Source organism: Planosporangium flavigriseum (assembly GCF_011947225.1).
Classification (GTDB): Bacteria; Actinomycetota; Actinomycetes; order Mycobacteriales; family Micromonosporaceae; genus Planosporangium; species Planosporangium flavigriseum.
In genome coordinates, this window is the sequence record NZ_JAATVW010000014.1 from 63,410 (window position 1) to 90,398 (window position 26,989).

The 26,989-nt window shown below is 69.4% G+C and carries 20 protein-coding genes and 1 pseudogene; 10 read left to right on the forward strand and 11 right to left on the reverse strand.

Annotation, left to right across the window (positions count from 1 at the left end; genetic code table 11):
* The first annotated feature begins 614 nt into the window (after positions 1–614).
* From HC028_RS18920 to HC028_RS18935, 4 genes and pseudogenes are all read left to right on the forward strand, one after another.
* Positions 615–4,547: a ThuA domain-containing protein gene (locus tag HC028_RS18920; RefSeq protein WP_239075408.1), complete on the forward strand. Its 3,933-nt coding sequence runs from the start codon at positions 615–617 to the stop codon at positions 4,545–4,547.
* A 166-nt stretch (positions 4,548–4,713) separates the two neighbouring features.
* Positions 4,714–6,234, forward strand: a pseudogene (locus HC028_RS18925) (chitobiase/beta-hexosaminidase C-terminal domain-containing protein); the annotation flags it as partial.
* A gap of 200 nt (positions 6,235–6,434) precedes the next feature.
* On the forward strand, positions 6,435–7,397 hold the full coding sequence (locus HC028_RS18930; RefSeq protein WP_168078701.1) for a sugar phosphate isomerase/epimerase family protein: 963 nt from the start codon (positions 6,435–6,437) through the stop codon (positions 7,395–7,397).
* Positions 7,398–7,403: 6 nt separating this feature from the next.
* Entirely contained in the window at positions 7,404–8,420 is a 1,017-nt protein-coding gene (locus HC028_RS18935) for a multicopper oxidase domain-containing protein (RefSeq protein WP_203981252.1), read from the forward strand.
* A gap of 81 nt (positions 8,421–8,501) precedes the next feature.
* On the opposite strand, the gene HC028_RS18940 is transcribed toward HC028_RS18935, so the two are convergent.
* Entirely contained in the window at positions 8,502–8,894 is a 393-nt protein-coding gene (locus tag HC028_RS18940) for a LuxR C-terminal-related transcriptional regulator (RefSeq protein ID WP_168078702.1), read from the reverse strand.
* A gap of 545 nt (positions 8,895–9,439) precedes the next feature.
* Here HC028_RS18940 and HC028_RS18945 point away from each other — a divergent pair.
* The 3 genes from HC028_RS18945 (at position 9,440) to HC028_RS18955 (ending at position 11,874) form a co-directional block, all read left to right on the forward strand.
* The gene (locus HC028_RS18945; protein WP_168078703.1) at positions 9,440–10,252 is read left to right on the forward strand and encodes an alpha/beta fold hydrolase; all 813 of its coding nucleotides are present in this window, start codon (positions 9,440–9,442) and stop codon (positions 10,250–10,252) included.
* Between the two features lie 420 nt (positions 10,253–10,672).
* Positions 10,673–11,101, forward strand: coding sequence for an uL11 family ribosomal protein (locus HC028_RS28525; protein ID WP_168078704.1), 429 nt, complete (start codon positions 10,673–10,675; stop codon positions 11,099–11,101).
* 305 nt (positions 11,102–11,406) lie between these two features.
* Complete coding sequence (locus HC028_RS18955; RefSeq protein WP_168078705.1) at positions 11,407–11,874, forward strand: hypothetical protein; 468 nt, start codon at positions 11,407–11,409, stop codon at positions 11,872–11,874.
* Between the two features lie 91 nt (positions 11,875–11,965).
* Here the strand turns inward: HC028_RS18955 and smpB are convergent, their stop codons facing one another.
* Together smpB and HC028_RS18965 are read right to left on the reverse strand one after the other, a co-directional pair.
* Positions 11,966–12,481, reverse strand: coding sequence for an SsrA-binding protein SmpB (gene smpB, locus HC028_RS18960; protein ID WP_275408236.1), 516 nt, complete (start codon positions 12,479–12,481; stop codon positions 11,966–11,968).
* Positions 12,478–13,041: a TetR/AcrR family transcriptional regulator gene (locus tag HC028_RS18965; RefSeq protein ID WP_168078706.1), complete on the reverse strand. Its 564-nt coding sequence runs from the start codon at positions 13,039–13,041 to the stop codon at positions 12,478–12,480. The genes smpB and HC028_RS18965 overlap by 4 nt, the downstream gene beginning before the upstream one ends.
* Before the next feature lie 101 nt (positions 13,042–13,142).
* On the opposite strand from HC028_RS18965, the gene HC028_RS18970 reads away from it, so the two are divergent.
* Entirely contained in the window at positions 13,143–14,534 is a 1,392-nt protein-coding gene (locus tag HC028_RS18970) for a purine-cytosine permease family protein (protein WP_168078707.1), read from the forward strand.
* Positions 14,534–16,234: a CocE/NonD family hydrolase gene (locus tag HC028_RS18975; protein WP_168078708.1), complete on the forward strand. Its 1,701-nt coding sequence runs from the start codon at positions 14,534–14,536 to the stop codon at positions 16,232–16,234. Before HC028_RS18970 ends, HC028_RS18975 begins: the two co-directional genes overlap by 1 nt.
* A 66-nt stretch (positions 16,235–16,300) precedes the next feature.
* On the opposite strand, the gene HC028_RS18980 is transcribed toward HC028_RS18975, so the two are convergent.
* The 4 genes from HC028_RS18980 to HC028_RS18995 form a co-directional block, all read right to left on the reverse strand.
* The gene (locus HC028_RS18980) at positions 16,301–18,505 is read right to left on the reverse strand and encodes an MMPL family transporter (RefSeq protein WP_168078709.1); all 2,205 of its coding nucleotides are present in this window, start codon (positions 18,503–18,505) and stop codon (positions 16,301–16,303) included.
* Positions 18,506–18,586: 81 nt separating this feature from the next.
* Positions 18,587–19,204: a TetR/AcrR family transcriptional regulator gene (locus HC028_RS18985; protein WP_168078710.1), complete on the reverse strand. Its 618-nt coding sequence runs from the start codon at positions 19,202–19,204 to the stop codon at positions 18,587–18,589.
* 82 nt (positions 19,205–19,286) lie between these two features.
* A complete protein-coding gene (locus tag HC028_RS18990) occupies positions 19,287–19,931 on the reverse strand; it encodes a hypothetical protein (protein ID WP_168078711.1) in 645 nt (214 codons plus the stop codon).
* A gap of 215 nt (positions 19,932–20,146) precedes the next feature.
* Positions 20,147–20,443, reverse strand: a complete 297-nt coding sequence (locus HC028_RS18995) for an STAS domain-containing protein (RefSeq protein ID WP_168078712.1) — start codon at positions 20,441–20,443, stop codon at positions 20,147–20,149.
* Between the two features lie 197 nt (positions 20,444–20,640).
* On the opposite strand from HC028_RS18995, the gene HC028_RS19000 reads away from it, so the two are divergent.
* Positions 20,641–21,603: an aldo/keto reductase gene (locus tag HC028_RS19000; protein WP_203981254.1), complete on the forward strand. Its 963-nt coding sequence runs from the start codon at positions 20,641–20,643 to the stop codon at positions 21,601–21,603.
* A 59-nt stretch (positions 21,604–21,662) separates the two neighbouring features.
* On the opposite strand, the gene HC028_RS19005 is transcribed toward HC028_RS19000, so the two are convergent.
* The 4 genes from HC028_RS19005 to HC028_RS19020 all read right to left on the reverse strand — a co-directional run bounded on the left by HC028_RS19005 (position 21,663) and on the right by HC028_RS19020 (position 26,894).
* Entirely contained in the window at positions 21,663–23,033 is a 1,371-nt protein-coding gene (locus HC028_RS19005; RefSeq protein WP_203981271.1) for an NAD(P)/FAD-dependent oxidoreductase, read from the reverse strand.
* 379 nt (positions 23,034–23,412) lie between these two features.
* Positions 23,413–24,936, reverse strand: coding sequence for a hypothetical protein (locus HC028_RS19010; RefSeq protein ID WP_168078714.1), 1,524 nt, complete (start codon positions 24,934–24,936; stop codon positions 23,413–23,415).
* A gap of 199 nt (positions 24,937–25,135) precedes the next feature.
* The gene (locus HC028_RS19015; protein WP_168078715.1) at positions 25,136–25,615 is read right to left on the reverse strand and encodes a universal stress protein; all 480 of its coding nucleotides are present in this window, start codon (positions 25,613–25,615) and stop codon (positions 25,136–25,138) included.
* Between the two features lie 10 nt (positions 25,616–25,625).
* Complete coding sequence (locus HC028_RS19020) at positions 25,626–26,894, reverse strand: SLC13 family permease (RefSeq protein ID WP_168078716.1); 1,269 nt, start codon at positions 26,892–26,894, stop codon at positions 25,626–25,628.
* Between the last annotated feature and the right edge of the window lie 95 nt (positions 26,895–26,989).

Below are 26,989 nucleotides of genomic sequence, written 5' to 3' on the forward strand. Positions count from 1 at the left end.
CGAAGTCAATAGGACCGTACCGCCGTATCCCCGTCAGCGGGTGGGCGCGGCGGCTACGGGAGCGGGAGGGCGTCCGCCGTCGAAGACCGGTTGGTTCCGGCGGCGCCGTGACGGCGCAGCATCCTGCGCTGTCCATCCTCGACAGAGCGCGTGGCCGGGCCAGCGCGCCGATTCCTGTCAAGACGCACCGCGGACGGTTGGCCGGCATCGGCCAACATCGGGCCGGAGTATCGATGGGGCTGAGATCGATGGTTAGCGTCTGCAATCAACGCGTAACCCTTCGATAACAGACGGGAGCACTGCACCCGGGTTCCCACCCACGTCACGTACCCGCATCAAGGTTTCTTCATCCGGGTCATCTCATTCCCCCCGCCCGCCGGGACCGATGCCGGCATGCCCTGGTACAGCCATGCCCGTGCGCCCGGTGGGTTGTGAGAGCCGGATGAGCCATCGGGGGCGCCTGTCCGGCGCACCTCAACCCTGGAGGAGTCGAGATGGCTCAAGCTTCCAACTTCCGGTTATCCCGATGGGTCGGACCGCACCGCTCCGATCCGCCCAGCCCCCGGACATCCGGGAGATTTGGCAGGGCCCGCGCCTGGCGCCGCGGGGCGGTCGTGGCATCGGGTGCCGCGCTGGTGCTCGGGCTGTCGACGGTGCCCGCCCTCGCGGACCCGTCGGGCCACGGACACGAGCACGAAGACGAGCAGCAGAGCTCGGTGAACGTGCTGGTGTTCCACGGTCCGGCCGACCAGCAGGACGACCCGGTCAAGCAGGCCACGGCGGCGATCAAGAACTTGGGTAAGAAGGGCGGGTTCAAGGTCGACGAGGCCGAGAACCCGAGCGTCTTCACGTACGACAACCTGGCGCGATACCGGGGCGTGGTGCTGCTGTCCGCCAAGGGCGTGACGCTGAACGGAGACCAGGAGGCCGCGTTCCGGGCCTACATGAACAGCGGCGGTGGGTTCGTCGGCGTGCACGACGCGGCCCGCGCGCAGTCCAATTCCAGCTGGTTCACCGGCCTGATCGGCACCCGCCCGGGCACCGGACTACCTCCTGCCGAGAAGGTGGTCGAAGTAGCGGCGAGCGGTGAGAACCCGCCGAACGAGACCAAGGAAAAGCTGGTCGACGGGAACAACAACACCAAGTGGTTGGCGTTCCAGCCCACCGGGTGGGTCACGCTGAAGCTGGAGAAGCCGACGGCGGTGACCCGCTACGGGATGACGTCGGCCAACGACTCCGACGGCCGGGATCCGAAGGACTGGAAGCTGCAGGGATCCACGGATGGCACGAACTGGACGACCCTGGACACCCAGGCCGGGCAGAGCTTCCCGCAACGGTTCCAGACCAAGATGTACCAGTTCACCAACGGCCAGGCGTACCAGTACTACCGGCTGGACATCACCGCGAACCGGGGTGAGCCGCTGATCCAGCTCGCCGAGTTGGGGCTGTTCGGCCCCGATGCCGGGTCGCCCGCGGAGGACAAGGTTCAGCAGGCGGTGGTCGACGTGACCGACCGCCAGCACCCGGCCAACAAGGGCCTGCCGCTGAAGTGGACGCGGTCGGACCAGTGGATGAACTGGGATCCGAACCCGATCGGCCAGGTCCACACGATCGCGCAGGTCGAGGAGAACACCTACAACTCGGGCCAGAGCGGCAACGGCGCGTTCCACCCGGTCTCGTGGTGCCGTGACTACGACGGTGGCCGGTCCTTCTACACCGGCATGGGCCGTACCACGGACAGCTACACCAAGGACACGCAGTTCCTCGGCCACCTGCTCGGCGCGATCGGGTGGACGACCGGCGTGCTCCGCGGTGACTGCCAGGCGACCATCGGCTCGAACTACCAGATCGAGCGGTTGACCGCGAAGAACCAGCCGGGCCAGCTCGACCAGATCGGTGAGCCGCACGGCCTGACCATCGCCGGAGACGGCAAGGTCTTCTACATCGGCAAGGCCGCCTGCGCGACCGGCCCGATCCGGGACTGGAACGACCCGAACGTCGGCCTCGGCTGCGGCACCATCCACCAGTGGGACCCGAAGACGAAGCAGGTCAAGCTGGTCACCACCCTCCCGGTGATGGGCAACCGCGGCAGCGGTGACGAACTCGTCAAGAACGAGGAGGGCCTCGTCGGCATCACCCTCGACCCGAAGTTCGACAAGAACGGTTGGGTCTACGCGTACTGGATGCCGCACGCGTCGATCGACCGGGACAAGCGCACCGGTGAGCGGACGGTCTCGCGGTTCACCTACGACGCCGCGAAGCAGACGATCGATCAGGGCACCCGCAAGGACCTGCTGCACTGGACCGCCCAGATCCACAGCTGCTGCCACACTGGCGGCGGCATGACCTTCGACAACAACGGCAACCTCTACATCGGGGTCGGTGACAGTAACTCGTCCCAGGGCTCCGAGGGGTACTCCGGCAACAACTGGACCGCTGACTACAAGGGCCTGTCGTTCCAGGACGCCCGCCGTACATCCGGCAACACCAACGACCTCAACGGCAAGATCCTGCGCATCCACCCGGAGGCCGACGGCACGTACACGATTCCCCAGGGCAACCTGTTCACCGGCAAGGAGGAGGGCGGCGGCAAGTCCCGCCCGGAGATCTATGTGATGGGCGTCCGCAACATCGCCCGGATCGCCTGGGACAAGAAGAACAACTGGCTGACCGCCGCGTGGGTCGGCCCGGACGCGGGAGCCCCGAGCCCGGAGCTGGGCCCGGCGAAGTACGAGACCGCGACGATCATCACGTCCGCGGGCAACCAGGGCTGGCCCTACTGCATGGGCAACAAGCAGCCCTACCGGGACCGCAGCAACACCGACGCCACGGTCCTGACCGGCTGGTACGACTGCGACAACCTGAAGAACACCTCGCCGCGCAACACCGGTCTGGTCAACATCCCGCCGGCCCGCAACAACATGATCTGGTACTCGCCCCAGGGCGGTGGGCCGGTCTTCCCGAAGCGGACCGACGGCAGTGGCCTGCCGACCTACGTCGCGAGCGAGTCGACCTACACCCAGCCGTACCTCAAGGGTGGCGGTCAGGCCATCATGGACGGCCCGACCTACCACCGGTCGGAGGTCAACACCGACAGCGGTGTCGCCTGGCCGGCATACTGGGACAACAAGTGGTTCATCGGTGACGAGTCCAACCCGAACAACCGCGTCGCCGTGACCGTCAACCCGGACACCGTCAAGGAGCAAGGCCCACCGGCATTCGCCGAGGACCTGCGCCAGATCATCCGCGCCGGTGGCGGCGACACCCAGCTGCAGAGCTGGATGGACGCCAAGTTCGGCCCGGACGGCGCGCTGTACATGCTGGACTACGCGGGCGGCTTCTTCAGCCTGCACCCCAACCAGAAGCTGATCCGCATCAGCTACAAGGGCGGTCCGGCGACGCCGAACCCGAACGCCGCCACGGGGCGGGCGATGGTGCAGAGCAAGCCGAAGACGGTCACGTTCTCCGGCGCGAAGATCGGCGGCGTGGCGTGGGAATGGAACTTCGGTGACGGCAGCCGGCCGTCGCGCGAGGCCAACCCGACGCACACGTACGCGAGGTACGGCACCTACCACGCGACGGTCACGGTGACCTACGCCAACGGAGAGAAGGCGACCGGCAAGTTCGACGTCCTCGCGGGCTGCGCGGCACCGGACGCCCGTCCGAGGGTCCGGATGCTCGACACCGACACCGGCGTGGCCAACCACGAAGTCGGTGGCGGCTGCACGATCAACGACCTGATCGACGACGAGCGCGCCTGGAAGAACCAGGGCGAATTCGTCAGCCACGTGAACGACGTGGTGAACCAGCTGCGCAAGGAGGGGCGCGTCAGCAACGACGAGGCGTCCGCGCTCAAGCGCGCTGCCACCCGCTCCGAGGTCGGCAAGACCTCCGGGTACCAGCCCATCTTCGACGGGACGGCGCGGTCACTCGCGGGGTGGACCCAGGCTCCAGGGGGCCAGTTCAACCTGCAGCCCGACGGGACCATGCGTAGCTCCGGCGGCCTGGGAATGCTGTGGTACTCGAAGGAGGCGTTCGCCGACTTCTCGGTACGGCTGCAGTTCCGGGACGTTTCGCCGGATGCCTTCCGGGCCAACAGCGGCGTCTTCACCCGGTTCCCCGACCCGAGGACCCCGCTGGACCAGCGTCCGACCGGAAGCTGCGGCACGGTCGGGGCGGCCCGGACGTCCCCTGCCTGGGTTGCGATCTACTGCGGTCAGGAGATCCAGATCTACGACGGGGAGACCGGCGAGCCGCAGAAGACCGGCTCGATCTACAACTTCCAGTCACAGGGCCTGGACAAGGCGGGGGCTACCCCGAAGGGCCAGTGGAACGACTACGAGGTCCGGGTGGTCGGCCAGCACTACACGATCATCCGTAACGGCGTGGTGATCAACGAGTTCGACAACACGCCGGGCAAGCAGTCGTCCCGCGCCGGCGACCCGCCCACGGACCTGCGGCAGTTCATCAGCGGATTCATCGGGTTGCAGAACCACGGCAACAACGACCTGATCGAGTTCCGCAGCATCCGGGTCCGGGAGCTGTAGCCGATCGGTGCCGGGTGCGGGGCGACAACCCTCCGCACCCGGCACACCCCCCACATCGTGAGAGGTGCATGACGCCATGCTTGCCACGTTACGTTCCGCGCCGTCCTTGACGGCCTTCCTCCGAGCGCTCAGCTCGCCCCGAACGGCGCGCCGCCTACCGGCCCTGATGGTGCTCCTGGCGACGGCAGCGCTCTGGCTGAACTCAACCACCCTGCACACCCAACCGGCGGCCACCCAGGCGGCGGCTCAGGTCCTCACCTTCACCGGCAACGACAGCATCACCGCCTACGCCTCCGCGCCGACCACGGCAACGGCCGGGCCCGCGACGATCGTCTTCGAGAACAGCGCGGCGACGGGCAACACCACGGGAATGCCGCACACCCTTACCTTCGACACTTCGACGCCGGGCTACAACCACGACGTCGACCTCAACATCACCGCGAGCCCGTACGACCCGAACAAGGGCCGGTACGAGGCCCAGGTGAACCTCACCCCCGGTAAGTACCGCTACTTCTGCGCCATGGCCGGCCACCAGATGAGCGGCGAGTTCGTCGTCACCGGCAGCGCCGCGGACACCACCCCGCCCCAGGTGTCGGCGTCGGTGACCGGCGACAAGGACGCAGCAGGCAACTACGTCGGGTCGGCGACCGTGACCATCTCGGCGCAGGACACCGAGTCCGGCGTCGACACGGTGGAGTACTCGCTGGACGGGCAGCCGTTCACGGCGTACTCGTCGCCGGTAACGGTGAACCAGCCCGGACAGCACATGGTCCACTACCGGGCCAAGGACAAGGCCGGCAACACCTCGCCCGAGGGGATGGTCTCGTTCACGGTGGTGGCCCCACCGGCCCAGGACAAGACGCCGCCGCAGGTCTCAGCGCAGGTTTCCGGGACCAAGGACGGCGCCGGCAACTACGTGAACAGCGCGACGGTGACGATCTCGGCCAGCGACGCGGAGTCCGGGGTCGCGACGGTTGAGTACTCATTGGACGGACAGCCCTACGCCGCCTACACGGCGCCGGTCGCGGTCAACCAGCCCGGCAAGCACACCGTCAACTACCGGGCGACCGACAAGGCGGGCAACACCTCGAACGTGGGCGCGGTCGAGTTCACCGTGACGAGCCCGCCCGGCGACACCACCGCACCGCAGGTGTCGGCGGCGGTGGCCGGGGACAAGGACGCCAGCGGTAACTACGTCGGGTCGGCCACCGTGACCATCTCGGCGCAGGACTCCGAGTCCGGGGTCGCCACGGTGGAGTACGCCCTGGACCAGGCCACGTTCGTGGGGTACTCGGCGCCGGTGTCGGTGAACCAGCCCGGCCAGCACACCGTGCGCTACCGGGCCACCGACAAGGCGGGCAACGTCTCGGCCGTGGGTTCGGTGCAGTTCACCGTGGTGACCCCGCCGGCCCCCGGCGACACCACGGCGCCGCAGGTCTCGGCGGTGATCGCCGGCAGCATGGACTGGGCCTGGAACTACGTGGACAGCGCGACCGTCACGATCTCGGCCACTGACGCCGGCTCCGGCGTCGCCACGATCGAGTACTCGGTGGACGGTCAGGCGTTCGCCGCCTACACCGCGCCGCTCACGATCAACCAGCCTGGCCGGCACACCGTCACCTACCGGGCCACCGACAAGGCCGGGAACACCTCGGCCGTGGGCACCGCCTCGTTCTCCGTCGTGAAGAGCAAGAGCAAGACCAAGCCAGCGGACAGGTGCGAGAAGGAGCACAACGACCACAAGGACCACGACAAGAAGCGCAACTGCGACGACTGACCCCCGGACGAGGGCGGCTGGTGGCGGGCCTGACCCGCCACCAGCCGCCAGCAGCACCGCGTATCCCCCGGCGGGTGTGCGTTCCCGCCAGTACCAAAAGGAGCAGTTCAATGTGTGGTGGACATCGCGTCCCCTTTGACCGGCGCGCCTTCCTGAGGGGAGTGGCCGCCACCGCGGCGGGCGTCAGTGCGATGGGCGTGTTCGGCGGCGCCGCCTCGAGCGCCTTCGCCGCGGAGTCCGGGAGGTCGCCCGGCCGGCACCTCCCGAACAGCAAGATTGGTCTTCAGCTCTACTCGGTGCGCGACGCGTTCATGACCCAGACGGAGGCGTGTCTCCGCGCTCTCGCCAAGGCCGGTTATCGCAACGTCGAGATGGCCGGATTCCCGGGCGGTACGACCCCCGCGCGCGCCCAGGCTATCCGCCCGCTGCTGGACAAGTACGGCCTGACCGCGGTCTCCAGCCACCACGGCTACAACGAGTTCACCAATGAGAAGCGGGTCGGTGAGCTCATCGAGATGGCGCAGATCCTCGGCCAGAAGTACATCGTGTGCCCGGGCGGGGTGCCGGGAACTCCCGAGGGCTTCACCCAGGCCGGCGCCGTCTTCAACCGGGCAGGGGAGAGGATCCGGGCGGCCGGCATGAAACTCGGCTACCACAACCACACCGAGGAGTTCCTCCGTCGCGGCTCCGATGGCCGGACCCTCTACCAGATCCTGCTCGACAGCTCCGACCCGCACCTGCTGTACCTGGAGCTCGACATGGGCTGGTCGAGCGCAGCCGGTCTCAGCGCGCAGGACAACATCGACCTGATGGCGGCGAACAAGGGGCGCATCCTGCTGAGTCACGTCAAGGACCTGCACCCCGACGGCAGCCTCGCCGACCTCGGCACCGGCATCGTCGACTACGCGACGATCCTCGGTGCCGCCATCCGGCTCGGTATGCGCGAATTCATCATCGAGAACGACGACCAGAGCAACCCGCTGACCGATTCCCGCGCTGACCGGATGCACGACTACCTGGCCGCGCTGGAGCTGAAGCACAGTCACCGGGCACCTCATCGCGGAGAGGACTGATGGCGGATGTCTGAACCTCGTTTACCGTCGGCGGGTCGGGTGTCCCGGCGCTCGATGCTGGCCGGAGCCGCGGTCACCGCGGTCACCCCGCTGGTGGTGGGTGCCCTGCCGTCGGCCGAGGCCTTTGCCAAGGAGCCATCGCGAGACGACGACAGGGAGCGGCCACGCGGTCGTACCCGCCGGATCACCATGTACGTCGAGAAGATCTCCGACAAGCTCGTCGGGTACGGGCTGGCGCCGGGCAAGGCGACGGTGCCCGGGCCGGTGCTGGAGATGTGGGAAGGCGAGACCCTGGAGATCGAACTCGTCAATACCACCGACAAGGCGGTGTCGCTCCACGTGCACGGGGTGGACTATGACGTCTTCTCCGACGGCACCGACATCAACGACTCGGTGACGCCGCCGGGCGCGCGCCGCACGCACGTGTGGCGCAGCCATGAGGGATATAAGCGCAAGGACGGCACGTGGGCCGACGGCAGCGCCGGGTACTGGCACTACCACGACCACGCGATGGGTACGCCGCACGGCACCGAGGGGATCGCGAAGGGCCTGTACGGCGCGCTGGTCGTGCGGCGGCGCGGGGATGTCCTGCCGGCCAAGCAGTTCACGGTCGTGTTCAACGAAATGACGATCAACAACCTGATGGCCCCGAACGCGCCGGTTTTCGAGGCGCGCCTCGGCGAGCGGTGCGAATTCATCGTGATCGGGCACGGGAACAGTTACCACACGTTCCACGTGCACGGGCACCGCTGGCGGGACAACCGTACGGGCATGCGCGAGGGTTCGTACGACACGAGCCGGGTCATCGACAACAAGGATCTGATGGGCGGTGACTCGTTCGGATTCCAGGTGATCGCAGGTGAAGGCGTGGGGCCGGGCGCCTGGATGTACCACTGCCACGTCCAGTTCCACTCGGACATGGGCATGGTCGGCATCTTCCTGGTCCGGAACGAGGACGGCAGCCTGCCGATGCACGCCCAGATGGCGCTCGACCGCTATCACGGACACGAGCACCACATGTGACGGGTGCGGCGCGGGCGGCGGGTCCCCCCACCGCCCGCGCCGCTTCTTTCCCACTACAAGCGACTGTCTCCTGTAGAGGATCTAGACGAGGCCGCGACGCGCGGCCCACACGATCGCCTGCACGGTGACCTTCACGTCTAGTTGCTCGCAGATCGCCCGGATCCGCCGGCGGATCGTACGGTCGGACATGGCCATGCGCCGCGACACCGAGCTGACCGGCATGCCCTCGGCCAGCAGTGCCAGCAGCCGCAGATCCTCCTGATCGAGCGGGGCCTCGTCGGTGTTCCGGCCTGGCGCCGGCGCCTCGCACCGGGCTGTGCCGCCGAGTGTCGCACTGCCGAGGCGAGGGAGGCTGCGGGGGCCGCCGCGCGGTCCGGCCGACTGTCTGGTGAGCGCGGTGCCGACGAGCGCAGCGCCGGCCGGCGCTATCAGCCCGGCAAGACTGTTAGCCTTGCGCCTGGCGGCTTCGGGCATGGGACATCATCCTCCTTGCTTTTTGCCGTCCTCAATCCGCCCAGGGCCGCTCTACGGCGCCAACTGGAGACGCGGTCCTGGGTGGGCGGGGGCGCAGGCTCGGGACGCGGTTACGTCCGAGGCTTGATCACTTGTAGCTACCGGTCGCGCCTGCCGGCGCCGTAGTTGTATCGCGAGAGTCGCACCGACCGGTTCCGCATGGCGGCCGAGGCTTCGGCTCGGGCCGGAACCAGCCGCGGTCGGTGGGCCGGTACGAGGTGGACACCTGGCAGGCACCTCCCCAGTGATCGGGTCGAGTGGTCCGTCGGACCAAGCGCAGAGCAAGCGTCTCGATACGTTTAGCAAGCCCCTTAAGGCCGAAAGGCTATCGTCGATCCATTACCAAAGCCAGATGGAAAGTGAAGAATCTATCGTTCGTGTAGACAAAAGTCGTTTCGGGCGCAGAGCAAAGATCTTTACGGGCTGTTCAGAAATCGCGCTGCCTCCGCGTCGAGCGCCGGCCGATCCCGCCGGAACGGCGCTGCGGTTCGTCCTACGCTGGCCTCATGCCTCTGTGTGGCCGGCGCCGTGCCCTGGAAGCCGGCTGGCGTGCGGACCGCGTACGCGTGGCCGGCACCACTATCGCCGTCGAGCACCGGCCCGGCCGCGGCCCGGTGATCGTTCTGGAGGCCGGACTGGGGCTGCCGGGGTCGGTATGGCGACGGGTCTGCGCCCGGCTACCCCCGGACCGGGCGGTGCTCCGCTACGACCGCGCCGGACTGGGTCGCAGCGATCCTGGTGCGCTGCCCCGTACCGGCGTCCGGCAAGCCCGCGAGCTTCGGGAACTGCTGGGCCAGTTGCGCATGCCGCCGCCGTACGTTCTGGTCGGTCACTCCGTGGGCGCGTTCATCGTGCGGCTGTTCGCGCTGGAGCACCCCGGGGAGGTCGCCGCCGTCGTCCTCGTTGACCCCTCTCACGAGGACGAGGGGCCGGGGCTCCGGCCGATCATGCGCTGGGCCGACGTCGCGGTAAGTCGGCTGTTGCGCGTTGCCCACGTGGTGTCCCGGTCGCGGCACGTGGCGGGGATGGTCCGCGAGGACGAGGCCTTCGCCGCCACCGCGGAGCAGGTACGCGCGGCACTGCGGCAGCGGGACATGCCCGACGTGCCGGTGCGGGTGATCACGGCTGAAGGCTCGTACCGGGGCTGGGTGCCCGGCGGCCGGGCGCGCCGGCGCGAGCGGGAGCGGGTCCGGTCGCTGCATCAGGTCTTGGCGGCATCCGTCCCGCGCGGGCGGCACCTGCTGGTCCCGCGCAGCGGGCATCTGGTCATGCGCGACGCCCCGGCGTTCGTCGCCACGGTGATCGTTGACGTTGCTTGACGGTTTCGCCGTAGCGTCAAGGTTGCGCGGCTGTGCAAGGACGCGAAGTAATGAGTGACCACTTGGTACCTGACTGCCGCAGCGCAAACGGCCGGTCTGAAGCGCTTCCGGTAGGGGGGTCGGATTATCGGTCGACAGTCGGATGATGGCGGGTTAGGTTAGGCCCGCACGAAGCTTGTCGAACGGAGAAATAAATCTTACTCGGCCGTGTCATTGGCCAGGCTTCGTCCACATTCAGCGACCAGCGGCTCTTCCATTCGGCTGGGCTGCTCCGCTGTTCGTGAGGTTGAAGCGGTGTAGCGGCGATGTGCCACAGTGCCGGGGCTGTGGCGTCGCTGATGCAGTCATCAATGTCAAGCTCTCGATGGAAGTTGCGTAACGCGATGGCGGTCGCGGCACGATGTCAATGGGGAGTAGGCAGTGCCACCGAGGAAGAAGAAGACCCACGAAGTCACCCTTGAGCTTGAGGCAGGCAACGCCGCAGTCGTCGAGCTCGGAAAGAATCTTGGTCCGACCGGTATCAACATGCGCGCGGTAAAAGCTGAATACGACGAAGCGACCGCGCGCCACCGTGGCGAGATCATTCCGGTTGTCGTGAGCGTCTATGAAGACCGGAGCTTCGAACTGCGGTACAAGACCCCGCCCACGAGTTTCCTCATCCGCGGTGCGCTCGGCATCAAGGGTGGATCGTCGCGTCCGGCTCTGGAGTCCGCCGGCGTCCTGACTCAGGAGCAGCTCCGGAAGATCGCTGAGCGCAAGCTGCCGGATCTCAACGCGAAGGACATCGAGGGCGCGATAAAGATCGTCACCGGCAGTGCCCGATCGATGGGGGTCACGATAGCGGACTAGTCGTGCGATAAACGCCTCTGCTACGACGCGACTCGTGGCTGGCACCTGCAACTGGTCTCCGAAAAGGGGATCGGGGCACCGATGGCCGCCGCGCTCCGCTGTCTCATCCTGCTCATGTCGGTGACGGGGTGGGGAAGGCTGAAAAGATGTGCCGAGTGGGGCTGTGTCAGCTATTCATAGATTGCAGTAACGGTAATTCGCGATCTCATCGTCGGACCCGCGCGCCCGGAGGTCGCCTCCTTCCCGTTGCCGGTTAGTCGGTTCCAACGACCGTCCCTGCTGGCCGTTAGGTTGCTGTGGCTGAGATGAGCGCAGAACGACTCGCCGTAGACGATCTCATCGCCGTCGCTCGTGTCGACGATGGTGAAGCGCTCGCGGTTGCCTGTCTGAAGGTTGTCGAGGGCAACAGTGGAACGGGGATCAGAGAGCTCATTCGGTCGGTCCTACGGTCTTCGGCGGCGATGGTCGGCCAACGGCACGCCAGCCCATCGGCGTCCCTGGCCTTAGGCGTACCGTCAACGACGGGCGATGAGAGTGCGATGTCCCCGGAGGGCGTCCCGCCCGTCTTTCGCGTCGCGGCGAGGGCGCTCTCGGCCACGATCAATGGCGACTTCGAATCCGCCGACGCCCATATTGAAATAGCGGTCAGGGAATCGCGGGACCTGGAACGTGCGGCGGTCATCGCGCTCACCGCGTCCTGGTTCGTTCAACTGGAGGCCATGCTCGCCGCCGAGAGCGGCACCAGGATCGGCACCGGCCAGAACGAATCGTGAACCGGCGGTTTCACCAGCGCACCGGCAGCTCGCGGGCAGCCACTGCCGATGAATCGGACATCGGTGGTGCTTCAGTGGGGGTCGTAGGAGATCAGCGACCAGGTGCGGGTCGGCCGGTGATGCCTTTGAGGTGGCGGCTCATCTCGCGGGCGATCTCCCGGTTGGCGTCCCGTTCGGCCAGGGTCTGCCGCTTGTCCCACGATCGCTTACCGCGGGCGAGGGCGAGTTCGACCTTCGCCCAGCCGTTGGAGAAGTACACCGACAGCGGGACGAGCGTCACGCCGCCCTCCCGTACCTTCTCGATGATCCGGTCGATCTCCACCCGGTGCAGGAGCAGCTTGCGGGTTCGGCGCGGCTTGTGGTTGGTCCAGGTGCCGTAGCTGTACTCGGCGATGTGCAGCCCGTACAGCATGATTTCGCCATCGAGCTCCTGGGCGAACGCGTCGACCAGCGACACCCGGCCCTCGCGCACCGACTTGACCTCGGTGCCGACCAGCTTGATGCCTGCCTCGTACGTCTTGAGGATCGTGTAGTCGTGCCGCGCCTTCTTGTTCGAGGCGACGAGTTTGCGCCCGGTCTGCCTGGACGTGACGACCCTCCCGATCACTGGGCGGTGAGCTCGGCCAGGCGGGCGGTCACCGCGGCCCGTAGCTCGGGTGTCACCTCGTAGAGGCCGAGCATCTCCGAGAGCCAGAGGCCGTCGGCGGCGAGCCAGGCCACCGCCGCGTCGACGTTGTCGGTCTGCTTCATGCCCTCGGCCCAGAGCTGACGGGACCGGTCCCGCAGGATCTCCAGCAGGGACGGCTGCAGGAGGCTCGCGGTGAGGACCGCGGTCCAGAGCTTCGTGCCCGGCCCGAGGTTGGCCGAGGTCGCGACGTACGCCCGGGCGACTGCGTCTTCGGGTTCGGGTCCTTGCCCGACGCGGGCGGCGATCCGGTCGTAGTAGCGGCGGACGATCTCCTCGACCATCGCCTCGAGCAGCGCCGCCTTGTTGGGAAAGTAGTGCAGAAGGCCGCCCTTGCTGACCCCGGCGTGCGCGGAGACCGCCTCCAGCGTCACGGAGGCCACGCCGGAGGTCTCGGCGAGGGCGATCATCGCGTCGAGCAGCCGCTGCCGCGTGTCGATGTCGCCGGCGCCGGCAGCGTTTTCCTTTACCCGCTTCGCCATCCGCCTGAGTGTACAGCGATGCTCCGTTGACCAACATACCGTCTGGACGGTATGTTGCCGGCACGCTGATGTGAGGAGCGGCACACAATCGAGGAGAAGCCATGGCCGACGAGCCTGCCTTAAGTCGCATCGAGCAACACGGCGCCGAGCCGATCCCGCTGGACGAGCGCCATGGCAAGCCACACACCCAGTTCACGATCTTCGCGTCGACCAACCTGGCCTTCGCGGTGGTGCTGACGGGCTTCTTCCCGGCGTTCCTCGGGCTCTCGCTCGCGCAGTGCGTCACCGCGATCGTCGTCGGAACGGCCCTCGCCTCGGTCGCGATCGGCGTGCTGTCCGCGATGGGGAGCCGGCTCGGCGTGGCGGCGCCGATCCTCGCCCGTGGCCCGCTCGGGTTCCTCGGCGCCTGGCCGATGGTCGCGTACACCAGCGTCTTCGGCTCGCTGGGCTGGGCGACCGTGAACCTCGTGTTCGGTGCCTGGGCACTGCAGGGCGTGGTGAACATCCCGCTGGCTGTCATCGTCATCGTGACCGCGATCGCCCAGGCCATCATCGCAATTTTCGGTTACGACCTGGTGCACCTCGCCGCCCGGTGGACCACGATCGTGATGGCGGTCGTGTTCGCGATCATCACCGTCCTGGCGCTGAGCAAGGCGGACTTCTCCTTCGGGGTGAACCCCGAGGCCCCGGACTTCATCGGGGTGTGGGGCGGCTGGCTCACCGCCGCGGGCGTGTTCTTCGCGTACGTGATGGGCTACGCGACGTTCGCCGCCGACTACTCGCGCTACCTGCCCGCGAACACGCCGGCCTGGCGCGTCACCATGTACTCCGCCCTCGGTAACTTCGTGCCGACCGTCTGGCTAGGCTGCCTCGGCGCGGTCATCGCGGGCTTCGCCGGCCAGTTCGACGCCGTGCCGGCGATCGAGCAGCTCACCGGAGGGTTCGCGCCGATCGTACTGATCACCCTCGCGCTGTCGACGATCGTGATCAACACCGTTAACATCTACGGCGGCGCGATCTCCGTCATCGCGCTCGTCCCGCGGACCAGTCGGCCGGTCGCCGTCATCGTCCTCACCGCAGCCTCCGCGGTCCTCGCGATCGCGCTCCAGGGCGACCTGTACGGCAGCTTCTACGACTTCCTCCTGCTGACCGCCTACATCGCCACCCCGTGGATGGTGATCATGATGCTCGACTACACGGTGGGCGGGCGCCGTGACCCACGCCGTATCCCCGAGCTCTACGACCGGACGCGCACGTCCTCGTGGGGGCTGCTCGCGTGGGTGGGGGCGTGCCTGATCTCCGTGCCGTTCTGGAGCTGGAAGCACTACACCGGGCCGATAGCGGCGGCCCACCGCGAGTGGGGTGACCTCACGTACCTCGTCGGCGCGGTCGCCGGTGGCGTGCTCTACCTGGCCATCCACCGCCTCACCGTCGCGCGGCGGGCGGCCGTGCCGGACGCGCCGGTCCCGGCCGCCGAGCAGGGGGTCGCGTGATGACGGCCGTCGAGCCGCGCCCGGCGCTGGGGCGGGACCTCCTCGGGGTCGAGGTCCACCACGATGTACGGGTGCCGATGCGGGACGGGGTCCACCTGTCGGCGGACGTCTACCTGCCCGCGGACACGCCCGCGCCGGCCCTGGTGCTGCGTACGCCGTACAACAAGCGGGTCGGGGAGTTCGAGGGTTACGCCCATCCGTCCTGGTACGCGCGGCACGGCTTCGCGGTCGTCTGCCAGGACGTGCGCGGGACGTACGAGTCGGAGGGCACCCTGCGGCCGTTCCACCAGGAGGCCGAGGACGGCTACGACACGATCGAGTGGGTCGCCGCCCAGCCGTGGTGCGACGGGGCGGTCGGCACGTACGGGTTCTCGTACCCGGGCGCGACGCAGCTGCTCGCGGCCACGCAGTCGCCGCCCCACCTGCGCGCGATCGCGCCGGCGATGACGGGCTCGAACTACCACGAGGGCTGGACCTACCACGGCGGCGCGCTGCAGTTGGCGTTCGTCCTCAGCTGGGCCGCCGGGCTCGGGCGCGACCAGGCGGTGCGCGCGGGTGACGCGGCGGCCGTCGCGGCGTTCGACGCGATCCTTTCGGCACCGTACGGTCTCTACGCGCGGCTGCCGGTACGCGACGCCCTGCCCCCGGAGCTCGCGCGCTACGCGCCGTTCCTGCGCGAGTGGCTCGAGCACCCCGACTACGACGACTACTGGCGCGCGGTGTCGCCGAAGGAACGCTACGACGCGATCGAGGTGCCGGGACTGCACGTGGCCGGCTGGTACGACGTCTTCCTCGAGGGCACGCTGGAGAACTTCAGCACGCTGCGGCGGCGCGGCGTGGCCAGCCAATCGTTGATCGTCGGACCCTGGTACCACATGCCGTGGGCGCAGACCGTCGGCGCCTGCGACTTCGGACCGGAGGCCCGCAACCTCGTCGACGACGCGCAGATTCGCTTCTTCCGGCGCACCCTCAAGGGTGAGGACGTGGGCGAAGAGGCGCCCGTGCGCCTCTTCGTGATGGGGGAGAACCGCTGGCGCGAGTACCAGGAGTGGCCGCCGCCCGCGCGGGACCGCCTGCTGTACCTGCGCAGCGACGGCCGTGCCGGCTCGGTCAACGGCACCGGCGCGCTGTCACCGGAGCAGCCGCCCGCCGGCGAGCCCGCCGACGTGTGGGCGTCCGACGCGAACCTGCCGGTGATGAGCCTCGGCGGCCGCAGCGCCTCCTCGGCGGCGCTGACCCCGATGGGCCCGGCCGACCAGCAGCCGGAGGAGATCCGCAACGACCTGCTGGTCTACACCTCGGCCGCCCTCGACCGGCCGCTGGTCGTCATCGGGGTGCCGACGGCGACGGTGTTCGCGGCGTGCGACGGCCCCGGCTGCGACGTGGTGGTCCGCCTCGTCGACGTGCATCCGGACGGTACGGCGATCAACGTCTCCGACGGGAACGTCCGGATCGCCTGGGACGGTGAACCCTCCGTCCGCGAGCTGGCGATCCGTATGTCACCCACCGCGATCCGCTTCGACGCCGGCCACCGGATCCGGCTCGAGATCGCCGGGAGCAGCTTCCCCGTCCTCGACCGCCACCCCGGCTGGGACGTGTCGCCGGTGGCGGCCGGCCCGCACGAGCTCCGGGTCGTCACGCAGATCGTCTGCCACGACGCGGCGCGGCCCTCCCGGCTGAGCCTGCCCGTGGTCGACTAGAACGAGCTCTCCTCCGTGCCGGTCGCCGCCGTCCGGGTGGGACGGCGGCGACCGACGGGCGTCGGGTCAGCGCAGCGCGGTCTCGTGGACCCCCTGGATCGAAGACTGCGGCGAGCGCTGGTCGAGGTGCTGTAGCAGTTTTTCGCCTTCAACGTCCACATTGGGCAGCGCCCGGTCGAGCCAGCGGGGCAGCCACCAGGCGGCACGGCCGATCAGAGTCATCACGGCTGGCACGAGGACCATGCGGACGACGATGGCGTCGAAGAGTACGGCGATGCCGAGGCCGAAGCCGATCGACTTGATGATCGCCTCGGGGCCGAGCATGAAGCCGAAGAAGACGCTCATCATGATCAGAGCGGCGGCGGTGACGACCCGGGCACTGTGGCTGAAGCCGTGGACGACCGCGTCGCGGGGTGCGGCGCCGTGGATGTACTCCTCGCGCATGCGGGTCACCAGGAAGACCTGGTAGTCCATGGCGAGGCCGAACACGATCCCGATCAGGAAGATCGGCAGGAAGCTGATGACCGGTCCGGTCTGGTTGACGCCGAGCAGGTCGGCCAGCCAGCCCCACTGGAAGACCGCCACGACGGCGCCGAACGTGGCGGCGACGCTGAGCAGGAAGCCCACGGTGGCCTTCAACGGCACCAGCAGCGACCGGAACACCAGGGCGAGCAGGACGAACGCCAGGCCGACCACGAGGGCGAGGTAGGGCAGCAGCGCGTCGGCGAGCTTGGTGGAGACGTCGAGGTTGACGGCGGTGGTACCGGTGACGCCGATCCAGGCCCTGGCCGGGGCGTCGAGGCCGCGGATCGCGTGGACCAGGTTCTCGGTGGCGGTGGTGTCGGGACCGGCGGTGGGGATGACGGTGAGGATGGCGGTGTCGCCGGCGGGGCCGACGACGGCGGGGGTGACCACGGCGACGCTCGCCAGGCCGCGGATGTCCTTGGCCACCTGGTCGGCCGCGGCCTGTGCGGTGCCGGCAGGGGCGTCGACGACCACGGTCAGCGGTGCGTTGAAGCCCGGACCGAAGCCGGCGGAGAGCAGGTCGTACGCCTTGCGCTGGGTGGTGTCGGGGCTGGCGGAGGCGTCGCTGGGCATGCCCAGCCGCAGGTCGAGGGCGGGGATCGCGACCACGCCGAGGCCGATCACGGCGGCCAGCAGCGCGACGACCGGCCGGCGTACGATCGCCCGCACCCAGCGGGTGCCCAGCGTCGGCTTGGCGCTGTCGCCTTCCGGGTCGCGGTCCTTCAACCCCGGTACATGGCCGGCGGTGATGCGCCGCCCCGCGAAACCGAGCAGCGCCGGCAGCAGGCTCAGGGCGATCAGCACGGAGATGGCGACGGTGCCGGCGGCGGCCACGCCCATCTGGGTCAGGAACGGGATGCCGACCACGGACAGGCCGGCGAGGGCGATCACGACGGTCAGCCCGGCGAAGACGACGGCGGAGCCGGCGGTACCGACCGCACGCCCGACGGACTCCTGCGGGTCGCGACCGATGGCGAGTTCGTGCCGGTAGCGGGAGACGATGAACAGCGCGTAGTCGATTGCTACCGCCAGGCCCAGCATCGCCGCCAGCGTCGAGGTCGTCCCGGACAGCTCGAAGAAGTGGGTGGCCACGCCGATGCCGGTCACGCCGATGCCGACGCCGAGGATGCCGGTCAGCAGCGGCAGGCCCGCGGCGACGAGCGAGCCGAACGTGATGACCAGCACGACCGCGGCGACGATGACGCCGACGACCTCGGCGACGCCGGCGTGCGGGCGGTTCTGCATCGCGTCGCCGCCGGCCTCGACGGTCAGCCCGGCCGTACGGGCGGTCGAGATCGCGCTGGTGAGCGCGTCGCGGGCGGCCTCGGTCAGGCCGCCCGCCTGCACCTTGTAGGTGACCTGTGCGTAGGCGACGGTGCCCGCCTGGTTGACCGCCCGGGTCTGGAACGGGTTGGTCACCATGGCGACCTGCGGCGACTTCGCCAGGTCGGCGACGGCACGCTCGACGGCGGCCTTGCGGCCCGGCTCGGCGAGGGTGTGGCCGTCGGGTGCGGCGAACACGATCCGGGCGGCGGCCCCACCCGCGGAGGCCTGCGGGAACCGCTCGCGGAGCAGGTCGATCGCCTGCTGCGCCGGGGTGCCGGGGATGCTGAACGCGTTCGAGGTGGGCTTCGACAGGGTGGCCATGCCGACCAGCGTCGCGGCGAGCACGGCTAGCCACGCGAGCAGCACCAGCCAGCGACGGCGGAAGGAGAACCGGCCCAGCCGGTACAGCAAGGTAGCCATCGAAAAATATCTCCTGTTCAAGACGCGTGCGGAGTCGCCCGTCGGCCGCTGCGGGCGGACGGCTGGAACGGTCGGATCGGGTCAGGCGGCCGGTGCGACGGCGCCGATGGGTAGGCCGGCGCGCAGCTGCGTCAGCGAGTCGCGGATCAGGTCGGGCAGCGCGGCGTCGGTGCCGCTGCGGGCCCAGAAGCCGACCGAGGATCCGATCGCGGTGCCTATGGTGTCGGCCAGCAGGCGCGGGGCAAGCTCGCGGTCGGCGTCGGTGCCGGTGCGCTCGGCGACGACCTGGGCCATGACCGTGCTCAGGTGTTCGGTCACGAGTAGCAGCTGCGCCCGCAGCGCCGGGCTCTCTGTCATCACCCGCATCAGTGCGGCGAGCTTGGCGCGGTCACCGACGATCTCGGGGACCGCCGACGGCAGCACCTCGATCAAGGAGTCCCACACCGGCTCACCGGCGGGCCTGTCGCGGATCTTGTCGGCGAGCGTCAGGTAGCGCTGCGCCAGCTCGTCGACGATCGCCTCCTCGCGGCTGGCGAAGTAGTTGCGGAATGTGCGCGCCGACACCTCGGCCGCCTCCGCGATCGCCTCCGGGGTCGCGGCGTCCAGGCCGTGCTCGAGCATCAGGGTCCACGCCGCGTGGCTCAAAGCGGCCCGCGTCGCGGCCTTCTTGCGCTCCCGCAGGCCTGGTTCTGAGGTCATGGCTCTACGGTCGAACGTCCTTGCCAAATTTGCAAGTTTTCCGCGCCGGAAAGATGGTGGCGTGGATCATAGGCCGACACGCTCACTCCGGCGCCGTCACGGAGGGCACCACCGGTGCCGGTGGCGGCGGAGACAGCGGAACGCCGAACGGCACGGCCATCACCACGGGGTCCTCGCCCTCGAAGGTGAACGTCACGCGCGCCGTCGAACCCGGTGCGAGTGCCTCCGTCACGTTCCTGACGGCCAGATAGCCGCCGTGGTCGGCGTCCAGCTGCGCGTACCCGTTCGGCGGAATGGTCAGCCTGGCCGGCGCACCGCTCGTGGACGGGTTGGCGGACGGTGCGGCGGCGGACGGTGCGGAGATGGACGGCTCGCCGACGCCCGCCCCGATGTCAGGGGCGCCGCCCAGGAGTACGACGGGTCCCAACCGGGTGCCGCTCTTCGCGCTGGCCGCGGCGACGCTGCGCAGGACGAGCGGCTTGGACAGGCTGTTGTTGGCGATGTACAGCGACAGCGGGGCGGTCGCCCCGGCCGGGTAACCCTGCGGGTTGTTGTATCTGATCTGGACGTTGCGCAGCGCGGCCTGGCCGTGGGGCCTGGAGTCGGCCTCGTTGCCGGCCACCGGCGGGACCATGCTGCTGGTCTGCGCCTCCTGACCGGCACCGCAGCCCGCCAGCAGACAGGCGGCCGCCGCGGGGGCGGCGAGCAGCGCGGCGACGCGTGACATGCGACGCCGCGCAGGTGTACCGGTGGTCGAGCACACCACTGCGGCCCCCTCGGCGGCAACCCTGGTCCAGGCCGTACTTCAGCGTGTTCCTCTCCGCACGCGCCCGGTCCAAACCGCTCGTCCCCAACGGGGGCGACGGTGCCGTCACCTGTCCGACGCCACCGTGCAGACCCATGTCGGCCGGGCGCCGTCCAAGCTGGACCGGCGCTGCGCCCTCACTGCGTCGCTGTGCTCAACAGCCGCGCCGCCGAGGGGCTCGCGTTCGTCACTTCCAATGAGGCGCCATGCGCGCGTACTTGCCGCTGTACCCACAGCAGCGCGTTCAGCGCGGTGTCGTCCATCGCCGTCACGGACCCGAGGTCGACCAGGACCCGCGTCGGTCTGGCAGCGACCACATCGCCGAACAGTCCGTCCCGTAGCGTGAAGGTCGAAGCCCGGTCCAGCTCTCCTTGCACGTCGACGACCATCGTGCCGTCTACCAACCGGTGGGTACTCATCCGACCGCCAGCCATGTCAGCTCCTCATCGCGCTCCACGCCAACGACGGTCATGGTTACCCGCACTGTCGGTTCGGCAAACATTCGCGAACATCGTCCGGCCTGAGCGGTTGGCCGACGGCGCGGGGCGTGTCGTGTGACCGGTCACCGCCGGGGTACGGGTCGGTGAGACGGCCGCGGTAGATCTGGCCGGCCGTGGTGAGAAGGGGCGTCATGCAGAAGACACAGCAGTTGGCGACGGGGCAACTGGGCCGCACCGGAATGGAGATCACCCGGATCGGCTTCGGCGCCTGGGCGATCGGCGGTGGCGGCTGGGAGTTCGGCTGGGGGCCGCAGGAGGACGACGAGTCGATCGCCGCGATCCACCGGGCGCTGGAGCGCGGCGTGAACTGGATCGACACCGCCGCCGCGTACGGCTTCGGGCACTCGGAGCGGATCGTCGGACGCGCACTCGACGGGGTGGCGGAGCGGCCGTACGTGTTCACCAAGTGCTCACTGCTGGAAGGCCCGGACGGGCAGGTGGTGAACAGCCTCAACCGGGACTCGATCATGCGCGAGGCGGAGGCGAGCCGGGAGCGGCTCGGCGTCGAGGCGATCGACCTGTACCAGATCCACTGGCCGGTACCCGACGAGGACATCGAGGAGGGCTGGTCGGCGCTGGTCGAGTTGAAGGAGCAGGGCCTCGTCCGCCACATCGGCGTCTCCAACTTCAACGTCGAGCAGCTGCGTCGGATCCAGTCGATCGCGCCGGTGGAGACGCTGCAGCCGCCATACTCGCTGATCGACCGCGCGACCGAGGACGAGATCCTGCCGTACGCCGAGCGTGAGGGCATCGGTGTGATCGTCTACTCGCCGATGGCGTCCGGGCTCCTCACCGGGAAGATGACCCGCGAGCGGATCGAGGGCATGCCCGACAACGACTGGCGCAAGCGTGACCCACGCTTCCAGGAGCCCCAGCTGACGGCCAACCTCGCGCTCGTCGAGCGGCTGCGGGCCATCGCGGACCGGCACGGCACCACACCCGGTGCGGTCGCCATCGCCTGGACCCTGCGCAACCCGGCCGTCGACGGCGCGATCGTCGGCTTCCGCCGGCCCGACCAGGTAGACCCGATGCTCGCCGCCGCGAACCTGCAGCTCAGTGACGAGGAGGTCGCGGAGATCGAACGCGCCCGGTGACGGTTGCCCGCGCGGTGACGGATGGGGCGGCGTGGCGCCACCACCCGTCACCGACAGGGCTAACGCGATTGGGAGGCTTCCAGCCGGGCGGCCTCTTCCTGGGCCACCTTTTGCAGGATCGTACGGGCGAAGATCTGCTGGATGGTGATCGTCCGCTGGGAGCGGCCGCGACCGATGAAGCTGACGAACCAGTGCAGCGCGGCGGTGACCCGGTTCTTGAAGCCGACCAGGTACAGCAGGTGGACGGCGAGCCACAGCATCCAGCCGAGGAAGCCGGACAGGCGCATCTTCCCGACGCTGGCGACGGCGGAGAACCGGGAGATCGTCGCCATGCTGCCCTTGTCGTGGTACTGGAAGGGCTGGCCGGTGGGCTTGCCGTGGAGCCGGCGGGTGATCTGGCCGGCGGCGTGCTGGCCGCTCTGGATGGCGACCTGCGCCACACCGGGAAGCCGGTTCAGCGACATCATGTCGCCGACCACGAAGACCTCCGGGTGGCCGGGCAGCGAGCAGTTCGGCTCGACCATGACCCGGCCGGCACGGTCGGTCTCCGCGCCGGACCCGAGGGACAGCAGCTTGCCGAGCGGGGAGGCGGCGACGCCGGCCGCCCAGATCTTGGTCATGGTCTCGATCCGCCGGCGGGTACCGGTGCCGTCGACGACCTCGATACCGGTGCTGTCCACGCCGACCACGGTGGTGTGCAGTTCGACCTCGATGCCCAGACGGTGCAACTGGCGCAGGGCCTTGGTGGACAGGCGGTCCCCGAAGGAGGGCAGGACCGCGGGCGCGCCGTCCAGCAGCAGGATCCGGGCCTGGCGCGGGTCGATGCGGCGGAAGTCGCCGGGCAGGGTGCGGTGGGCGAGCTCGGCGATCTGGCCGGCCATCTCCACGCCGGTCGGGCCGGCGCCCACCACGACGAAGGTCAGCCAGCGCTCCGCCGCGGCCGGGTCGGTCTCCAGCTCGGCCAGCTCGAACGCACCGAAGATCCGCCCACGCAGTTCGAGCGCGTCGTCGATGCTTTTCATGCCTGGTGCGTGCTCGGCGAACTCGTCATGGCCGAAGTACGACTGGGAGGCGCCGGCCGCCACGATCAGGCTGTCGTAGCCGACGGTGTAGGTGATGCCGGCGGGGGCGAGGGCGGTGACGGTACGGGAGTCGAGGTCGACGTCGACGACATCGCCGAGCAGCGTCCGTACGTTGCGCTGCCGGCGCAGGATCTCGCGCGTCGCCGGGGCGATCTCGCCCTCGGACAGGATGCCGGTGGCGACCTGGTACAGCAGGGGCTGGAACAGGTGGTGGCTGGTCCGGGCGACGATCGTCACATCGACGTCTTCGCGGCGCAGCGCCTTCGCGGCGAACAGTCCTCCGAAGCCCGAGCCGATGATCAGCACGCGGTGGCGCGAGTTCTGGCGCCCCTCGTCAGCAGGTGACATCAGGTGGTCCATCGGTCTTCTCCTGTTTCCGCGCCGGCTGTTTCCATAGGGGTACCCATACGTTGACGTTGCTTCACCGCCCGACGGGCATCACCATGGTTATCCAGGTGGCTCGGTCGATTTGTTTCACCCTGTCGCGGTGTGACGCCGATAGCAGCCCGGTGCCGGGGATGTCCAGATGGTAAGGCCAGGTGTTACCGGTCTGACATGACATCGGAGGCAGCGGGCCGACATTTACCAGCACGCGGGCGTTCGTGGCCGAAATCACGATTCTCCGGCGCCCGCTGCCTGGTCAGGCCGCTCGGAGGCCGGGGCCGGCACCGGCAGGGAGGCTGCCGGTGCCGGCCCCGCGAACGGATGCCGGCGGGGGCCCGTCGGTTCAGTCGACGCTGTCCGCGACGGCGTGGATGAGGTTGCGTGTCTGGGCCGCGATGGCCTGGCGCCAGGCGTCGAACGTGGCGTCGCTGGGGTTGTACGGCGTTTCGAAGTGCTGCATGTCCGGGGTGTGGATGTGGCCTGCCGGGATGCGCAGCCCCATCCGGTCGCGCAGCAGGGTGTTGCGGTACGCGCTCTCGTTGGACAGGTAGTTGCCGCCCCCGCCGTTGTAGGAGCACGATCCGGGATCGGGCGGGATGGGCGCCGTCGGCGGTGGGAACGCGACCGGCGGCGGGTTGTTGCGGGTCACCCGGGCGGGGGAGGTGCAGTCCGGGAACTCGTCGTAGCTGGTGTGCCAGATGACCCCGAAGGCGACCGACGTGTCCGGCCAGGTGTCACCCGGCGGCCGGGGTACCGACCGCCCGGTGTCCGCCTTGATCATCTCGGCCATCGGCAGGGTGGCCGATGTCCACTGTGGCGGGTTGGTCAGGCTGAACGTCGACGGCCCGCCCCAGCGTTGCACCACCGTGCTGTTGCACCCGTGGTTGTTGACGGCCAGCTGCGGGACGCCGTTGACTATCGGGCACGGCAGGGACTTGTCGTTGCCGGGGTAGGTGCCGTGGTAGCGGCCGTTCCACTGTTCGAGCCAGAACTCCGAGCCGACGGCCTGGCTCACGGTGATGGAGGCGTCGACCTGGCGGGGGCCGGGCCGCATGAACGGCCCCACGGTGTCTTCCAGGTACCCCGCCTTGAACTCGGTGTAGTTCACCGGCAGCGTGTACGCCTGGATGTACGCGGTCCTGCCGTCCTTGGTCTGGTACGTGGTGCCGTCGATGGACAGGGCGGTCGCGCCGGACGGGTTGCCGTGGCGGATGTTGTTGCCGGTGGCTCCGGGGGCCGTGCCGGCGGGTCCGCCGTCCAACGTGTACGGGTCGAAGCCGCTGGTGATGACTCGTACCACTGAGCGGCCGGCGGGGAAGTCGATGTCGAACATGCCGCGGGAGGCCCGGTCGAACGCGGTGATGAGGGTGGCCCGCGAGGCGGGGGGAAGGTCGAACCGGGGCTTCCACTGGCGGATCGCCGCGGTCGACTGCAGGCGGGTCCAGTAGAGCGGCCGGTCATCGCTGTAGGGGAGGCTGCCGTTGACCTTGCCCTTGTGCTGGGCGCGCCGCACGGCTGCCTGCCACAACTGCTCGCCCTCCTGTTTGACCAGCATCATCGCCGTCCCGGCGGTGGTGGTCTGACAGAGCCTGCGGACAAGTTGCGGGCGGAAGTCCTGGAGGCCGCCGCCCTCGACCATCTGCTGGGCGAAGGGCTTGGACTGCAGCACGGCGGGGTTGTCGTTGTCGGGAAGGGTGAAACTGAGCCGGTTCTCCTCCACCGACAGTGGTGTGTGAGGGTCGAGACAGTCGGAGACGCGTCCGTTCGCTGCCGCCGGTGTCGCCGCCACGAGGGCTGTCGTGGCAGCGAGCAGCAGGGCGACCGTGCCGACGCGGGCGACGCCGAATGTGTGCGTCGGGTTCTTCATCCTGGCCGTCCAATCGATGTAGGTAGATCAGACGGCTAGACTGTATGGGGTTGTTGAACAATCGGTCAAGGCAACAATAAATATGTGGATCCTCGGCGAATGACCGCCCTGGCGGTGGGTAGCAGCCGACCATGGCTGGTGGCGCACACGGCGACGGCGACGTACTCGGCCAGGTCCCGCCCGCTGATGTCTGCGCGCTCTAACGACCGGCGGGGCCGTTCGGCGGTGGTGGGGGAACGGTGGTCAGGGCGGGTGGCTGGTCGGGCCATACCAGCAGGACCTGGCACGGGGCGTGGTCGACGACGAACCGGGTGGCGTGGCCGAGGCTGCGGGGCCCGAGCCGGCTGCGGTCGCCGTCGCGGGCCAGGACCAGGACGTCGGCGTCCGCGCTCGCGGCGACGACTTCCCGTTCGGGGCGGCCGTGTCGCGGAAGCCGGGCGGCGGGCCGGCCGAGCCGGGCGGCGCCGGCGTCCAGCAGCGCCTGCTGGGCGGCCGCGAGCAGGTCGGTCGTGGCCGGCGGGGTGCCGCGGCCCAGCAGCGCGGTGGGCGGTGCGGCGATCGCTGCGGCCAGGCTTTCGTCGATGACGTGCAGGAGGGTGACCTGGCCGTCGAGGAGGTCGCGGGCGGCGTCGACGCACGCCTCCCAGGTGCCTTCGGCGAGCCAGACCAGGATCTTCATCACGGCCTCCTCATGACATCCCAAAGACTCGCAGACCGAGCCACAGCGCCGCTACCGCTACGACCAGGCAGGCCGGCACGGTCACCGCGCCGAGGCGCAGGAACTCGCCGGTCGCCGGGGCGTGGTCGTGGGCGTGCAGGACCTGGCGCCACAGCAGGGTGGCCAGCGAGCCGACGTAGGTGAGGTTCGGGCCGATGTTGACTCCGAGCAGGACGGCGAGCACGAGCCCGGGTGAGTGGGCCACGGGCGGTACCAGCATCAGGGTGGCGGGCAGGTTGTTGAGGAGGTTGGCCAGGACCGCGGCGAGCGCGGCCATGGCGAGGAGACCGGGCAGGTCGGCGTGGTGGGGGACGAGCCGGTCGACCAGTGCGCCGAAGCCGCTGCGACTGACCGCGAGCACCACGATGCCGAGGGCGAACACGAACGCGCAGAACGCCGGGTTGGCCGCCTTCAGCAGCGACCACACCTCGCGCGACCGGCCGTTGCCACCGAGACCGGCCGGGCGACGCAGCAGCCGCCGTCCGGCGAGGACCAGCGCGCCGGCGAGCGCCACCCAGGCCGGGTGGATCCCCAGGGGCTCGGAGGCGGCGAAGCCGGCCAGGGTCACCGCGAGCACGGCGAGTGCGAACCGGGGCGCGCGGACCGGCGCCGGAGTTCGCCGGCGGGCCGGGGTGGCCAGGTCGTCGGCGAAGAACCAGCGGAAGATCAGGTACTCGACGGCGATGACGGCCAGCCAGGGCAGCGCCATCAGCCCGGCGAAGGTCAGGAAGCCCAGCCCGGTGGCGGCGAGGGCGAGCAGGTTGGTCAGGTTGGACACCGGCAGCAGCAGTGACGCCGAGTTGGCCAGGTGGGTGCAGGCGTAGACGTGCGGCTTGGGGCGGGCCCCGATCGTCGACGCGGTGGCGAACACGACCGGGGTGAGCAGCACGACGGTGGCGTCCAGGCTCAGGATCGCGGTGACCACCGCGGCGATGACGAACACGATGGCGAGCAGGCGGCGCGGCGATCCGCCGCTGTAACGGGCCGCGGCGGCACCGGCGTAGCCGAACACGCCCTCGGCGTCGGCCAGGTGGGCCAGCACCAGGATCGCGGCCAGGAACCCGACCGTCGGCCCCAGCAGCGCCAGTTCGTGCGCCGCCGCCGGCCACGGCACCAGACCCGCGGCGACGACAACCGCCGCGGCCGGTACCGCGGCCGCCGCCTCCGGAAGCCGCCACGGCCGCGCCACCGCGAACGCGAGCACACCCAACAGCAGCGCCACCGCGACAGCGGTGCTCACCGCTGTGCTCCTATCCGCATCCGTCCATCCACGCTCCGGCACGTTACGCGCCGGACAACTGCACTAGATCAGCCCGGCCGATCGGATCCGAGGCG